The organism is Mitsuokella sp. oral taxon 131 str. W9106 (assembly GCF_000469545.1).
Lineage (GTDB): Bacteria > Bacillota > Negativicutes > Selenomonadales > Selenomonadaceae > AWVT01.
On sequence record NZ_KI273058.1, the window covers coordinates 39,762 to 53,745 of the forward strand.

Sequence of the window (13,984 nt, forward strand, 5' to 3'; positions counted from 1 at the left end):
AAGCTGTGACGGGGTTTTTGTCGGAAAAGATCAGACCGTCCATTTCAAACGGTATTCGCGCGGCGTCATGCCGAGCGCTCCCTTGAATACATTTTGGAAGTAATTGGAGTTGTTGTAACCAACTTGCGTTGCGATCTGCGTGATGGTTTTCTGCGTGTTGATGAGAAGGTTCTGCGCCTCGCCAATGCGGCGCAGGACGACGTAGCGCATCGGCGAGAGGCCGACTTCTTCCTTGAACTGGTGCGCGAAGTAATAGGGATTGGCGTTCACCGCTTTTGCGATGTCGCCCAAGCGGATAGGCTCTTTGTAGTTCTTGTCGATGAAAGAGAGCGCGCGCGTGGCGAGTGTCGGCACGCGCTCCATGCAGGGGACCCCGCTTTCTTTGAGGAGGGCGGCGACTTTGCAGATGAGCGCCATGGCAAGGTAGTGCGCGGTTTCGGCATGTGCTTTTGCCTCTGCCTCGATGAGGGAAAAGAGGTGCAGGAAGGAGGAAAACAGGTTGCCTGTTGGCTGGATTGGGGATAGGCTTTTGGGCACGATATGGTTCCTCGGAAGGGCGGGGATGGATAGTTCGCTGACAGCGACACAGTAGGAGGAGAGCTTCGTGCCCGAACCGCCGAACTCATCGTGCACGGTGTGGCTGTTGTAGAGGATGAGGTCGCCCTTTTGTGCCGTGTAGCGTTTTCCGTCGATCCGGTAGATGCCCGCGCCTTCGTAGAGAAACAGAATTTCCGCGAGCGTCTCATGCTCGTGCATGCTGCGCGGCATCCATGACGATTCCGGACCCACGTTGCAGACGTACTCGAGACGCGGTCTCGTGCCGCGGGAAAATGTGGCCGTGTAGCTCTTGCTGGGAAAGAATTGGAGCACGAAATCACCTCCTTGGGAATGTGCGTCATGGCGCGTCTTGCTTCCACGTCCTGCGGTATCTGCCAGGCGTCATTCCGACGATCCCTTTGAATACCGACTGAAAGTAATTGGAATTATGATAGCCGCACTCCATCGCGATGGCCGTGATGGTCATGTCCGTCGTCAGCAATAAGTTTTGCGCCTCGTCGATGCGGCGGCGGATGATGTACGCCATCGGCGATATGCCCGCGACGGACTTGAATGTATGCGAGAGGTAGTAGGGATTGATGTGGAGCGCGTCCGCAATAGCCGAAAGTTTCAGGTCTTCCAGATAGTGCGCGTCGATGTATTCCTTGATGCGGATTCCCATGCAAAAGGGCAGTGTGTCGGCTCCGTTGTCCCTCGTTTCGCGTACATGGGCTGCGAGCAGGACGATGAGCGCCTGTGCGAGGCTGGCGCCCACCTCGAGCCGGCAGGGATTTTCCGGGTGGATGGCGAGCAGCTTGATGCCCTGCAGCAAGGAAAAGACGAGCGTTCTGTCGCGAAGCGCATCGAGTGCGACGGTGATGGGGGCGTCCGTCTTCGCGGGCTTTGCGGAAGGAAGGCCGCGAAGGTGGACACCGCCGAAGCGAATGGCGAGTGCACCGAATCGGTCCGCCATCCTGCATGGATAGCGTCCGCCGCAAAGCAGCGCGAGCGTTCCTTTTTTGAGTATGAGCGGAGTGGCTTCGCTTGTGATCCGGCATGTCCCGCATTCGACGAACAGCAGTTCCAGAATGCCAAGTGGAACGCTGCGCGAATGCGATGGGCTGGAGGCATCCTCCGTCACGTTTTCCACGGAATCCAAAAAGGGCGCACGGTTTGGTTCAAATGAAGTGTCGTGCGGGATGCCGAATGGAAATACGGACATAGGGACAGCCTTTCTGAATCATAAAAATTTTGCTGAAAGCAAGACGAAAAAGCAAGAACGAAGAGGTTTTTTTTAAATCGAGCAAGAAAGCAAAGTATATGTCGTGCAATGTTTCGTATAATCATATTCAGAAAGGTTTGGGAATGATGATGTCGTAGAATATTTTGGATAAACCATTCAACACTATACCATTATACTATCAAAATACCATAAAATCTAGTTTTTTATTATGATGAGGGAGGGATTGATTGTGAGGCAGTTCTTAGCAAAGTATGGTTTTTCCGAAGCGACGTTTTTTCAATTGATCTTGATTACGATCAATGCACAGCTCATTTATGCGTTTTGGGACATACGCAATAGCGTGCCCGGCGGCTTCCCTGCCGCACTCGGCGTGACCGACCAGCAGGCGGGCTTTCTTTACTCCATGCAGGGGCTTGTCATCCTGCTCGGCACGATTGCGCTCGGCTGGGTTGGCGACCGTTTTTCCCTGCGCGGCATCATGCTCCTTTCGACGATTGGCGTTGGCGGCATATCGCTCTTTCTGACGCTCCATTCGCCGGGGCTAAGTATGCCTGTGTTGCTCGCGTGCTTCTTCTCGATGCTGTTCTTCAGCGAGGTGCTCTTCAAGCCGGCGAACTTCAAGGCGCTTCGGCTGTCTACGACAAAGGAGCATCAAGGCATGGCGTTCGGCCTTTTTGAGTTTGGTCGTGGCGTGCTCGCCTTCCTTGTTTCGATGCTTTGGACGGCGATGCTCTACTTCCACGCAGGGCCCAGAACCATGATGATGACGGCGTGCGCCGTCATCATCGTGGCAGGCGCGGCTGTGTTCTTCGCCGTGCCAAAGGGGGAAAAGGTCGGCGACGGCGATTCGCAGACGAAGACGAACAAGGAGGCGATCAAGGGGATCGTGCGCGTCGCACGTCTTCCCGTCGTCTGGGTTGCGGGCATCAACGTATTCTGTATTTACGGCGCATTCGTGGCGGCGGGCACGTACTTTGCACGCTTCCTGCAGGGCGGCTATGGCGCGAGCGCTGTCGCTGCTGCGGTGTTCGCGACGGTCGTAATCGGGCTTCGCATGCTGCCGCTCGTCTCGACGGTGCTCGTGGAGAAGGTGTTCGCGTCGACGGCACATTTCATGTGTGCGATGGAGTGCGTACTCACGGTCCTGCTCGTCGTCATCGGCTGCATTTTCTTTTTCAATCATCCCGATGTCTCGCTGTACGCTGCAGGCTATGCGCCGAATGAGGCGCCGGATGGGCTCATCGGGGAGGGCATGTTCTACTTGCTCCTCGTGCTCCTGCTTGCCGCATCGGCCTGCGTGTTCATGGTGCGCGGCGTCTACTATGCGCCGATCGGCGAGGCGGATGTACCGAAAAAGCATTCCTCGGCGGCGATGTCGTTTGCGATTACGCTCGGCTATCTTCCTGCGCTCATTGCGCCGATCGTGCTTGGCGGTCTCGTGCGCTCTCCGGAAAAGGATGCGGCAGGGCAAATCGTCCGCTCGTACCTGACGGACACGCATACGCTCGCGCTCGCATTCTTCGGGCTGGCCGTCCTCGCGCTCGTGGCGGTTCTCATGTCGCACCTCTTGATCCAGCTCAAGAAAAAACAGGAAGATGGCGGAGCGGAAGAAAGAGGAGGAGGGCAGCGTGATGCATGAGACAAATGCGGACTGGCTCGAAGGCTTCCCGCGGGATGACGCCATCACGGCGCTCCTCCTGCCCGGCACGCATGACACGATGACGGCTTCCTGCGGGGCGCGCTACTACCGTACGCAGACCCTGTCGCTTTCGGAGCAGCTTTCGGCGGGGGTGCGCTTCTTGGACATTCGCCTGCGGCGCGATATGCGGGCAGCGCATCGCGAGTGGGTCAGCACGATCGACGCCGATGCGATTTTCGGGACGTGCGCGTCGTTCCTGCAGGAGCATGGGACGGAGTTCCTCCTCATGCGCATCCAAAATGCGAATGAGAAGAAGGATGACTACGAGGCGTACGGCGCGGCTCTGCACGAAAAAATTGCAAATTGGAGCGATTTGTTTTACCATAGGGAGGAAGGTTCTTTCGCTTGGCCGACGCTCGGCGCATGCGCGGGAAAGGTCGTCGCGCTCGAATGTGCGCCTCCGAAGTATGGCTTTTCCCGCATGGCGGGGCGCACGTGGGCAGAGAACTGGCATGGCAATCCTCGGATTTCCCTGCAGGATCTTTGGGATGGCCCGACGGAAGCGGAAAAGCAGGATGCGATCCGTGCCCAAATGGAGCAATCGGCACGTCTCCCGCAGGATGTCCTGTCACTCAGCCACATCAGCGCGACGAATGGCGAGCTCGGCTTTCCCGATGCCTTCGCAAGGCGCATGAATCCATACAGCCTCGCGCTGTTGAAGGAGATGCCGGCGGCGCGTGGTGCGCTCATCTACGATTTCATCACGCCCGCCATCTGCGAGGCGGTCATCGCGCGGAACGGGAAACGATGAAAAAAGCATAAAAAGAGGTAAAATCAGACCCTAGAAAGGTGCACCGTACATGAAACGAGGGAATCATCTGCTCAATGGCCCATATCTGCTCAGCCCCGGCGCGCACGGCATGACGATTGCGTGGGAGATGGAGGCAGACGCTGCCGCCACGGTCTCCTATGGGGAAGCCGGCTCGATGCTGGAAGCGGCGGCGAAGAAGCAGCGCGTGCCCGCCTGCAGGGCATATCCAGAGGGATGCTGGCTCTATACGGTGCGCCTTTCGCACCTCAAAGAAGATACGCAGTATCAATACGCCGTCCATGTGGACGGCGTATTATGCCGTTCGGCTTCGTTTCGCACGCTTTGCGACAGTCCCGCCAGGCTCCACCTCATGACGATTTCCGACACGCAGCTTTTTTCGTTGAGCGACGCATTTTCCGCTGTGGTGCGTGAGGAGAAGCCGTCGTTCATCTTGCACATCGGGGACATTTCGTTTGGGACGGGCTATCAGCATGAGCAGTATACGAATAACTGGTTCCAACGCATTCCGAAGGTGCTGGGCGAGACGCCGGTATTCTACATCACGGGCAATCATGATGACGGCCCGTTTTTCACGAAGCTTTTCGCAGAGCCGCAGGCCAGGCACCTGGAAACGGCGCCGGACTGTCGCTCCTTCTCGGTGGATTACGGCACGGTGCATCTCGTCATGGTGGACAGCACGCCATGGGGGCTTTTCGAGATGAACGCGGAGAACTCCGGCGTTTCGCTCGATGCAGCAAACCAGCGGCGCATCAAGGAGACGCTAGACTGGCTGGAAGCGGATCTTACGGGCATGGCAGCGAAAACGGCGCAGTGGCGCATCCTCGTGACGCATCATCCGTATACGGACGTATTCAACAATCGGCATATCGTGCCCATCGCGGAAAAGTGCGGCGTCCATCTCGTGCTCGGCGGGCATCTGCACTCCTATGTCAAAGCCGTATCGGTGAATCCCGCCGTCGGCGCGCGGACGGTCTACGTCATGCAGGGCAACCTGCAGGAAGCGGGAGCAAGCTGCGCGCATGGCACGATGGGGCGCAGGCTTTTGGAAGAGTTCCCCGAAGTCGTCGCGATGGGAAAGAACAACTACGGCATTCTCGACATCACGGAAGATGCGATTGACTGCAGGATGTATGGGTTCCTGCCCGATGGAAGCCGCAAGCTCGTGGATACCGTCCACTTGGAGCATGGCGAGCCGGCGCTTTCCTGGTCGGATATCCGCCTGCGCCGTCTCGACAACGACGGGCATATCGAAGTGGAAGCGGACGTGCAGAATGTCGGCACTGTCCTGGCTGAGGCCGTCCTGCGCCTTGTGGACAACGGCGAGGCGAAGATGCTGAACCGGTTCGGCGAGCGGCGCCATGACGGCATGATCCTTTTGAAGCCCGGTGAAAAGCAGAGCGTGTCCGCTATCTATCATGCACGCACGCCGGGGATGCACACGATTGAAGTCGGTGACGAAAAAGAAGAATTCTCCGTGTTCGAGCCGCAGGAACTTTCCTTTTCGCACCTGCATATCCGCGTGGGAGAGGGGGACAAGGCGAACTGCATCTTTGCGGATATCGAGGCGGTCAACAACCTGGACCACGAGGTGTTCACGACCATTCCGCTCTACGTGGACCAGCGCGTCGCCGAGACGCAAAGTGCCTTCTTCCGCGCACGGGAAAGGCGGCGGCTGACCTTTGCGTACGCCCTGAGCCACGGCGGGGCTTATTCGGTCAGCGTCGCCGACCAGCTCCCCGAAGAGGCCCGTATCGAAGGCAGCATCCGCGTGATTCCGCGCGTGCTCGATCGATCGGGCTGCGGCCATTATGCGCTGCTGCAAGGCGCGCCGAAAGTCGTGGAACGCGCGGGCAGGCGGGAGGTCATTTTAGCGCATGACGGCGACTACATCGAGATCCCGCCCGCTGCCGATCTTTCCGTGCCGCAGGGCTTTACGGGCATGGTTTGGGCGCAGGTCGACCGTCTCGCGCGCCCCGACGAGATGGGGCATAATCCGCTCATGATGCGCGGCAAGTCCGTCGGCTGGGGCGCGGCGTACTGCCTGCGCATGGTCGTGGATCGGACGGGAAGCCTCAAGTGGGGGACCTGCTACGACGTGACGGAGTATCCGTGGCAAGGCGGACAGGCGAAGGTCGGCGCATGGGGGCATTACACGTCGGCTTTCGACAAGAAGAGCGGCGGCAGCTCCTACATCGACGGCAATCTCGTCGCGCACGTCCCGGGCGTACCCGCGCGCAGCGAAATCTGCCAGTGGGCGGATATGCCGCTCTTTATCGGTTATTCCTACATCGGGCATGTCATACCCGCCATCAATCGGCCGAAATATTATACGCATCTTGCAGGGCGCATCGCACAGGTGCGCTTTTATCGAAGAAGCCTCACGGAGGAAGAGAACCGTACGGTGTATGAGTCGCCGGAGGAAGCAGGGCCGGGGCAGAGGAAGCTCGCCGTATGGCTCGACTTCCGCCATATCCTGACGGTGGGGGCGCATACGACGGAGTGGCGCCATCCCGCAGTCCTCGACCCCGCATTCAAGACGGAAAGACGGTATTGGCGGTTTTGCCAGCTCCGTGCGAAAACGCGCCTTCCGATACAGGCGGGGCTGAAGGCGACGGTCGAGGTCTCGGACGACAAGACCTTCATCAAGGCAAGCAAGAAAATTGTCCTGAAGGACGGCACGAGCTATGTGGATCTTTCGGAGCTTCCCGCATCGCAGTACCTGCGCATCGTGACGGACTTCTCCGCCCAAGTGGGCGCGAGCGGCACGTTCGTGCCGGAACTCTTTGAATACGAAGTCACGGCAAAGAATGAACTGGATTTCACGGAAATGCTTTGGGCTACGCGCCCCGACTGGGAACGCGGGCAGTTTTCCGGCGCGATCGGATTCCCGCCCGTCGACCGCCTGCGCGATTACCCCAAGTATACGGATGTCATCCATGGATGAGCAGAATGGTTTGAAAAATGGCGGTGAAACGGCACCCGTATCCCGTCCGCAGCGGAATGAAACGGATGCCCGACCTACATCACGATATGCTTGCCGCCTAGGTAACGCGGCTTCCAGTAGCTGCTTTCAAGCTTGTCGATGCGGACGCCGCGGCTGGAGCTCGCGTGGATGAACTCGCCGCCGCCCAGATAGATGCCGCAGTGCGAGGGACCCGGCTCGTATGTCTCGAAGAAGACGAGGTCGCCGGGGACGAGCTGGGCGAGGCTGCTCGTGCGCGCGCCGAGCTTGTACTGCTCGTCTGCCGTGCGCGGGATCGAAAGGCCGTTTTGGGCAAAGACGTACTGCAGGTATCCAGAGCAGTCGAATGCCTTCGGCGTCGCGCCGCCAAACTTATACGGCGTGCCGATGTAGGTCTTTGCCGTCTGGAGAATGGCGGGGACTTTTCCTTGCGCGAGGATTGGCTTTCCCATGGGCGCGGGCGCGCCGCTCTTTTGCGGCGCAGGCAGGTCGATGGCATCCGCGGGCGGCACGATGTCTGAACCCCATTTGCGCACCTTGGCATCCCTGAGGGCGCGCCACGTCGCGTTGTTGACGACACCCGTGACGCGAATCTTTTGGTCGCGCTGGAATTGTGCGACGGCACGTTCGGTCTCGCCGCCGAATACGCCGTCAACGGTGTGTATCGTATAGCCGATGTCCTTGAGCTTCTGTTGGAGCAGGAAGACTTCGTGGCCGTGCGAGCCGGAGGAGAGCGTCGGGGAGGCAAGCGCTGCGCCGCTCATCAGGAACAGTGCGAGACCTATCGTAATGCCGTGCCGCAGGATGTGAGACTGTTTCATACCATCGATCCTTTCCTTGCGATTTTTTCGTTGCGCTTTTTGCTTATGCTTCGCGTACGTGCTCGAGTCCTTGCCGCATGAGGAGGACGACGTGGTCGTCGTCCAGCGAATACCACGCTTCCTTTCCCTCCTTGCGGAATTTCACGAGACGGGCGGCGCGCAGCACGCGGAGCTGATGGGAAATGGCAGACTGCCCCATCGCGAGCGCTTCGGCGATGTCGCAGACGCACATCTCTTCTTCTGCGACGAGCAGGGAAAGGAGCTTGATGCGCGTGCGGTCGCTGAGCATTTTGAAGAGGTCGGCGAGCTGCAGGCTCGTATCGTCATCGAGCGTGTGCAGGAGCGCGTCTTCCACTTTTTCGGGGTGCGTATGGTAAACCTCGCAAAGATCCTCTGTTTCGTTCAATGTCTGGCCTCCCTTTTCCTATGCTATCCCCTATTATATCAGTAAACCTGCGTGATGTCATAGCCATTTTTCTCGAGTGCGGCGATGATCCGCTCGATGTGTTTGTGGTTGTGCGTCTCGACGGTGACGGTGAGCACGACTTTCTTGAAGCTGTCCGTCACCTTCGTCTGATCGTGGTCGAGCCGGATGACGTTCGCGTTTTCCTCGGCAAGGATGCGCGATACGTTGAGGAGCTGGCCGGGCTTGTCGGGGAGCTGCACGGCGAACGCAAAGACGCGTCCGCGCGCGATGAGCGCCTTGTCGATGAGCGCGGAGATGGTGGAAATGTCGATGTTGCCGCCCGAGAGGATCGCGACGACTTTCTTGCCCTTGAACGGGAGCTTCGTGAGCGCAGCGAGGGAGAGGACGCCGGCGCCTTCTGCAACGAGCTTGTGTTTCTCGATGAGGGAGAGCAGGGCGTTCATGATCTCGATTTCCGAGACGGTGATGATGCCGTCGAGGTACGCGCGGCAGAAGGCATAGGTGAGATCGCCCGCTGTCTTGACGGCGCAGCCGTCGGCAACGGTGTCGGCGCTTGCGAGCGTCGTCGTATGCCCTGCCGCGAGCGCTGCTTTCATGCAGGCGGCGTTTTCCGGCTCGACACCGATGACCTTGACCTGCGGGCTTATGCGTTTCGTCGCGAGCGCGACGCCGGAGGCAAATCCGCCGCCGCCGATGGGGCAGAGGATCGCGTCGACGTCCTTGAGCGCCTCGATGATTTCGAGCGCTGCCGTGCCCTGCCCGAGAAGCACCTGCAGATCGTTGAACGGATGGATGTAGACGTAGCCGTGCTCCTTTTGCAGTTCGAGGCTGTGTGCGTAGGCGTCGTCGAATCCGTCGCCGAAGAGCACGACTTCTGCGCCCCTTGCCTTCGTCGCTTCGACTTTTAGGATCGGCGTCGTCGCCGGCATGCAGATGACGGCGCGGACGCCGAGGCGCTGCGCGGCGTAGGCGACGCCCTGCGCGTGATTGCCGGCAGACGCGGTGATGACGCCGCGCTTTTTCTCTTCTTCCGTGAGCTGGCTGATCTTATTGTAGGCGCCGCGCAGTTTGAATGCACCCGTGAGCTGAAGGTTTTCAGGCTTTAGGTAGACTTGGTTTTCCGATAGCTCGGAGAAGAACGCGCTCTCGATGAGCCGTGTCTTGACGATGACGCCTTCCAGGCGCTTGGCAGCGCAGTAGACGTCGGCAATTGTCGTATGGGCGAGTATGTCCTTATCCTTTGATTTGGATTCCATTCTGTTTGGTGCTGGCTTTGCCATAAGGCCTCCTGTTTGTTTCCTAGGATATGAGCGGGGTTTCGATTAGTCTATCATGTTCCGCAGAGGGGGTCAATTCCTTTCCCGCGTGTCCCGCGTGCGCATTTTTGCGATACGAAGTTTTTTGAAAATCGAGAGGAATTCAGCGGAGTTGCGCGAATAATAAAGGTGAAAGGAAACGCTGCGGGGGGTGTTCGCATGGCGGAGACGGAAAAGGAAGTGTTCCGTATTTTGGTTCCTGTCGATGGCTCGGCTTCATCCGATGCCGCCGTGCGCTTTGCTGCACAGACGGCACGATCCATGCGTGCGCAGATCGACGTGCTGTACGTTTCGTACTTCGATCATGCGACGGACGCGGAGGTGTCTTCGTGGCTCCCCGAAAGCGTCGCGGGCGCGGTCGGGCACCGTGAGGAGGCGACACTTGCACATGCACGGGGGATCGCGGACGGCATCGCCCATTGTGCGGTACACTGCCGTACGGGCATTCCTGCGAAAGAGATTCTCGCCTTTGCCGAAGAGCGAGGGACGGATCTCATCGTCATGGGCAGCCGCCGCATGGATGCGGTCCATGCGGCATTGATCGGAAGTGTCAGTACGGCGGTGCTGCATGGCGCACAGTGCCCCGTGGCCATCGTCAAAGCAGCGAATCCATCATGAGGTTTCGATTTAAGGGGGGATTACCATGGTCAAAAACATTCTTGTGCCGGTGGACGGGTCGGAAGGCTCGGATCGCGCTATTGCGCAGGCGATTATGCTTGCTTCTTCGTGCGGGGCAAAGATCCATTTTCTCTATGTGGCAAACATCAATCAGCTTGCGATCAACGCATGTCTTTCCGATGCGATCCTGGAGGCGGTGACGAAAGCGGGCAATGTCATTTTGGATCGCGCACTCGAGATGGTGCCGTCGGGCGTTGAGAAGGAAGCCTTCTCGGAGACGGGATCGCCTGCCGTCGTCATCCTCGATTTCGCGGCGAGCAACGACATGGATCTCATCGTCATGGGCAGCCGCGGGCTCGGCGTCGTCAAGGGTGTTTTGCTCGGCAGCGTGAGCCAGTACATCGTCGAGCAGTCGAAGTGCCCGGTGCTCATCGTGAAGTGAGCCAGTTGGTTCGGCATTTGCGGGGATACGAAAAGACCTCCTGTCACCATTGGTGATGGGAGGTCTTTCGATTCTTTCGATGGATGGCTCAAAGCGCCGCGTCGAACATCCTGCCGACGAGGCCGAACTGGGGCGCCTTTGCGAAAGTCCCTTGATCCGTGTAGGCTTCCGCCTGCGTGAGTTTTTTGCCAAAGATGGCATAAAACGTGCGGAACAAGTCGTCTGCGGCATGCGCTTTGCCCGCTGCATGCATGGCAGATCCGTCCGCGTCGTCATCCGCCGGCCTTCCCGCTGAATCGGCGGCATGTCCTGCGGCAGCATCCGAATCCATGCGATCATCCGTGCCCGAAACGGCATCGGCGTGCGCATCCACACGCTGCTTCGAAGGGTCTTGGGCACACTGGGAATCGATCGACGCATTGTACTTTGCAACGAGCTCCTTGATGATCTGAAGCGTCTCTTTCATGCCGTCGCTGTAGACGGTTATGCCGCCATCCCTTGGAAGCAAGTTGCTCGCAGCGAATCCGAACTGCGTCGCGGCGACTTCACGCGACGTCATGCGAAGATCCTGCATCGCCGCACCGTACTGCGTGGTGAAGAAGTTCGTCGGCTTTTCGTAGGCAGCTGCAGGTGAGACGAAACCGCCTGTGATGCCGCGCAGTGCATGGAGCTGCCTTGCTGCCGCCGTATGCGCTTGGACGTCCTGCGCATCAAAAGGATCCGATGCGATCTTCTGGCCTTCTGCGTCCAAGCCGGCAATCGCATCTTTTGGTGCAGCGCCCGCAGCGGGCGCTTCGGGGAAAACGGCATTCCCTGCTGCCGTGCCCATGGTCGTCTTGTACAGCCCGTACGCATTGCTGGAAGCAGGCATAACGGTGAGCATGAGATGCACCTCCTTGGTGACTTCCTGGAATCCATTCGGATCATATCATTCTGCTGGACCATCTGCGCCCACACGCTCTCGCATGAAACCTTAAAATCCGTCCGCGATAATCGATCCATGCGAACGCATCCGTGCCGGTCGGCTTGACCGTTGAAGCCTGCAGTAAAATCCATGGCACTGCATAAGCGCCTATCCTCATTGTATTTATTCGTGAAAAGGCGTGCGGTTCCTCCCGTTTGAAAGATTAAAAGTGTGTAACATTGTTATGACTGGATTAAATAATGGTTTCGCACGATGAGACTGAGCGTCAGGAGCAGCACGCCCGCGAAGCCGAAGACGTAGGGCATGCCGAGGTATGTCGCGATGACACCGCCGAGAATCGGCCCTGCCATCGAGCCGCATTGCTGTGCGGCAAAGAGGAATCCGAAGATGCGCCCCTTGTAGTCCGGCGGCGTATTCGAGGCGAGTACGGCGTTGATCGCAGGCTGGATCGCGCAGAAGAAGAGCCCGCCCGTGAACTGCATGATGGCGAAGAGGCAGAGGCTGTGCGGTATGCCCTGCAGGATCATGCAGATGCCGGCGCCCGCGAGACCTGCGCACATCGTGCGGAAGAAGCCCTTCTTTTGTCCGAGCGATCCCCAGATGGGTGCCGCCATCGCGCCCGCGATGCCGCCGAGGGAGAAGACGAAGCCCGCGACGAAGACAATGTTGTCCATCGGCCCCGCGAGATCGGCGATGTACGTCGTGATGACGGGCTGGAGGATGAGGATGACCATTTGGACGAGCGTGCCGCAGATCATCATGCTGCGAATGAGCGGGATCTTCCAAAGGCTCGTTTTTTTCTCGCCTGCAGCAGAGGCTTTTTCCTGTTTGGGGGCGGGCGGTTCCTTGATGACGAAGGTGAAGATGAGGAAATTCAAGAAGAGCGCGCAGCCTGCGACGAAGAATGAAGTACGCATGCCGAAGGCTTCGGCAAGCACGCCGCCGAGCAGCGGCCCCACGACGCCGCCTGCCGTGAGCACGCCCTGCATGAGGCCGAGGCAGAAGCCGAGCCGCGCTGGCGGCGCGTAGAGTGTCATGATCGCGAGATCCATCGGCCAAAGGCCGGCGGCGAATCCCTGGAAGAGGCGCATGAGGGTGAGCTGTTCGGGACTCTGCACGATCCCGCCCAAAAAGTAGCTCACGGAGAGCAGGAAGCTCGCGCGCATCGCCATGGCACGCTTGCCCTTCGTGTCCGCCATGCGCCCCCAGATCGGCGCCATGATGGCGGACACGAGGAAGGTCGATGAAAAGACGATGCCCGACCAAAGATGCACCGCGTCTGCGCTGACGCCGAGGTCGCGCGTCAGGTACATCGGCAGGAATGGGATGAGCATGGTGTAGCTCGACGACATGAACAGAATGTTCATGGTGAGTATGGCGAGGACGATCTTCCAATTCATAAAATGACTTCCTTCTGTTTCATCGCGGTTTCGCCCGCAGCATGGTACTGCTCCCTATCGTACTGTTATTGTATCACGTGGGCGGACGGTTCGCAAAGAGAAGGGTCAGTTTTCGATGCCCTTTCGCGCGGGGATTCCTTTCGTATAATAGTGGCGAATCTCCTGCATCTCCGTCACGAGGTCGGCGCGCGCTATGAGCCAGTCGGGCGCGTTTCGTCCCGTGCAGACGAGTTCCGTCTTTGCGGGGAGCGCCGCGAGGAAGGATTCGAGCGCATCGCGGCGGATGAGCCCGAAGAAGAGCGCGACGTTCACCTCGTCGAGGATGACGAGGTCGTAGGCGGCGGATTCGGCGGCGCGCTTTGCCTTTTCGAGCCCCGCTTCGAGGAGGTCGCAGTAATCCTTGGGCGGCTCGCCCTTCGGGAATACGACGATGTCCTCGCCCCAGGCGGCGCGCTGCTCTTTGGTCAGCATGCCTTCCTCGGCGATGAAGAAGGGCTTGCCCGTCGTACGGAGCGTGAGGGCGGGAAAGCCCGCGAGAATCTTCTGCTCGCTGTAGGCGAGGCTCTTCATGAACTGCATGAGGTAGACGCGGTGTCCTGCGCCGAGCGCACGGATCGCAAGCCCGATGGCTGCCGTCGTCTTTCCCTTGCCGTTTCCGGTGTAGACTTGAAGCATGAAAAACTCCTTTCGGGGCAGGGCGGAATCTCCTTTATTTTATTTATATATACTACTATATCATACTACGCTACGGATGGAATGTTATGACACGATGGATGGAATGCGGCAGGAAAGGGAAATGGGCGCGATCGGATTTCTGGACGA

At 58.8% G+C, this 13,984-nt stretch carries 13 protein-coding genes; 5 read left to right on the forward strand and 8 right to left on the reverse strand.

Features of this window, described 5'->3' with window-relative positions:
* Positions 1-30: 30 nt before the first annotated feature.
* Both HMPREF1985_RS04510 and HMPREF1985_RS10785 read right to left on the reverse strand, forming a co-directional pair.
* On the reverse strand, positions 31-870 hold the full coding sequence (locus HMPREF1985_RS04510) for a helix-turn-helix transcriptional regulator (protein WP_040637100.1): 840 nt from the start codon (positions 868-870) through the stop codon (positions 31-33).
* Between the two features lie 25 nt (positions 871-895).
* On the reverse strand, positions 896-1,759 hold the full coding sequence (locus HMPREF1985_RS10785; protein WP_021771307.1) for a helix-turn-helix transcriptional regulator: 864 nt from the start codon (positions 1,757-1,759) through the stop codon (positions 896-898).
* Positions 1,760-2,009: 250 nt separating this feature from the next.
* Here HMPREF1985_RS10785 and HMPREF1985_RS04520 point away from each other — a divergent pair, with 250 nt between their 5' ends.
* From HMPREF1985_RS04520 to HMPREF1985_RS04530, 3 genes are read left to right on the forward strand one after another with little or no spacing between them, the layout of a single operon-like run.
* Positions 2,010-3,419, forward strand: coding sequence for an MFS transporter (locus HMPREF1985_RS04520; RefSeq protein ID WP_051349061.1), 1,410 nt, complete (start codon positions 2,010-2,012; stop codon positions 3,417-3,419).
* A complete protein-coding gene (locus tag HMPREF1985_RS04525) occupies positions 3,412-4,230 on the forward strand; it encodes a hypothetical protein (protein WP_040637245.1) in 819 nt (272 codons plus the stop codon). The genes HMPREF1985_RS04520 and HMPREF1985_RS04525 overlap by 8 nt, the downstream gene beginning before the upstream one ends.
* 49 nt (positions 4,231-4,279) lie before the next feature.
* On the forward strand, positions 4,280-7,195 hold the full coding sequence (locus HMPREF1985_RS04530; RefSeq protein ID WP_021771311.1) for a metallophosphoesterase: 2,916 nt from the start codon (positions 4,280-4,282) through the stop codon (positions 7,193-7,195).
* Between the two features lie 74 nt (positions 7,196-7,269).
* Here HMPREF1985_RS04530 and HMPREF1985_RS04535 read toward each other — a convergent pair whose 3' ends face one another.
* From HMPREF1985_RS04535 to ilvA, 3 genes are all read right to left on the reverse strand, one after another.
* Positions 7,270-8,034, reverse strand: coding sequence for a C40 family peptidase (locus HMPREF1985_RS04535; protein WP_021771312.1), 765 nt, complete (start codon positions 8,032-8,034; stop codon positions 7,270-7,272).
* A 43-nt stretch (positions 8,035-8,077) separates the two neighbouring features.
* Positions 8,078-8,389, reverse strand: a complete 312-nt coding sequence (locus HMPREF1985_RS04540; RefSeq protein ID WP_040637246.1) for an ArsR/SmtB family transcription factor — start codon at positions 8,387-8,389, stop codon at positions 8,078-8,080.
* Positions 8,390-8,478: 89 nt separating this feature from the next.
* Complete coding sequence (gene ilvA, locus HMPREF1985_RS04545) at positions 8,479-9,717, reverse strand: threonine ammonia-lyase (protein WP_021771314.1); 1,239 nt, start codon at positions 9,715-9,717, stop codon at positions 8,479-8,481.
* Positions 9,718-9,936: 219 nt separating this feature from the next.
* On the opposite strand from ilvA, the gene HMPREF1985_RS04550 reads away from it, so the two are divergent.
* Both HMPREF1985_RS04550 and HMPREF1985_RS04555 read left to right on the forward strand, forming a co-directional pair.
* Positions 9,937-10,395 (forward strand): universal stress protein, encoded by a 459-nt coding sequence (locus HMPREF1985_RS04550; protein ID WP_021771315.1) that lies wholly within the window; start codon positions 9,937-9,939, stop codon positions 10,393-10,395.
* A 25-nt stretch (positions 10,396-10,420) separates the two neighbouring features.
* Positions 10,421-10,837 carry a universal stress protein gene (locus HMPREF1985_RS04555; protein WP_021771316.1) on the forward strand — a complete coding sequence of 139 codons (417 nt, stop codon included), beginning with the start codon at positions 10,421-10,423 and terminating at the stop codon, positions 10,835-10,837.
* An 88-nt stretch (positions 10,838-10,925) separates the two neighbouring features.
* Here the strand turns inward: HMPREF1985_RS04555 and HMPREF1985_RS04560 are convergent, their stop codons facing one another.
* The 3 genes from HMPREF1985_RS04560 to HMPREF1985_RS04570 all read right to left on the reverse strand — a co-directional run bounded on the left by HMPREF1985_RS04560 (position 10,926) and on the right by HMPREF1985_RS04570 (position 13,837).
* Positions 10,926-11,720, reverse strand: coding sequence for a hypothetical protein (locus tag HMPREF1985_RS04560; RefSeq protein WP_021771317.1), 795 nt, complete (start codon positions 11,718-11,720; stop codon positions 10,926-10,928).
* Between the two features lie 263 nt (positions 11,721-11,983).
* Positions 11,984-13,162 (reverse strand): MFS transporter, encoded by a 1,179-nt coding sequence (locus HMPREF1985_RS04565; RefSeq protein WP_021771319.1) that lies wholly within the window; start codon positions 13,160-13,162, stop codon positions 11,984-11,986.
* Between the two features lie 105 nt (positions 13,163-13,267).
* Positions 13,268-13,837 (reverse strand): cob(I)yrinic acid a,c-diamide adenosyltransferase, encoded by a 570-nt coding sequence (locus tag HMPREF1985_RS04570; RefSeq protein ID WP_021771320.1) that lies wholly within the window; start codon positions 13,835-13,837, stop codon positions 13,268-13,270.
* Positions 13,838-13,984 lie beyond the last annotated feature (147 nt).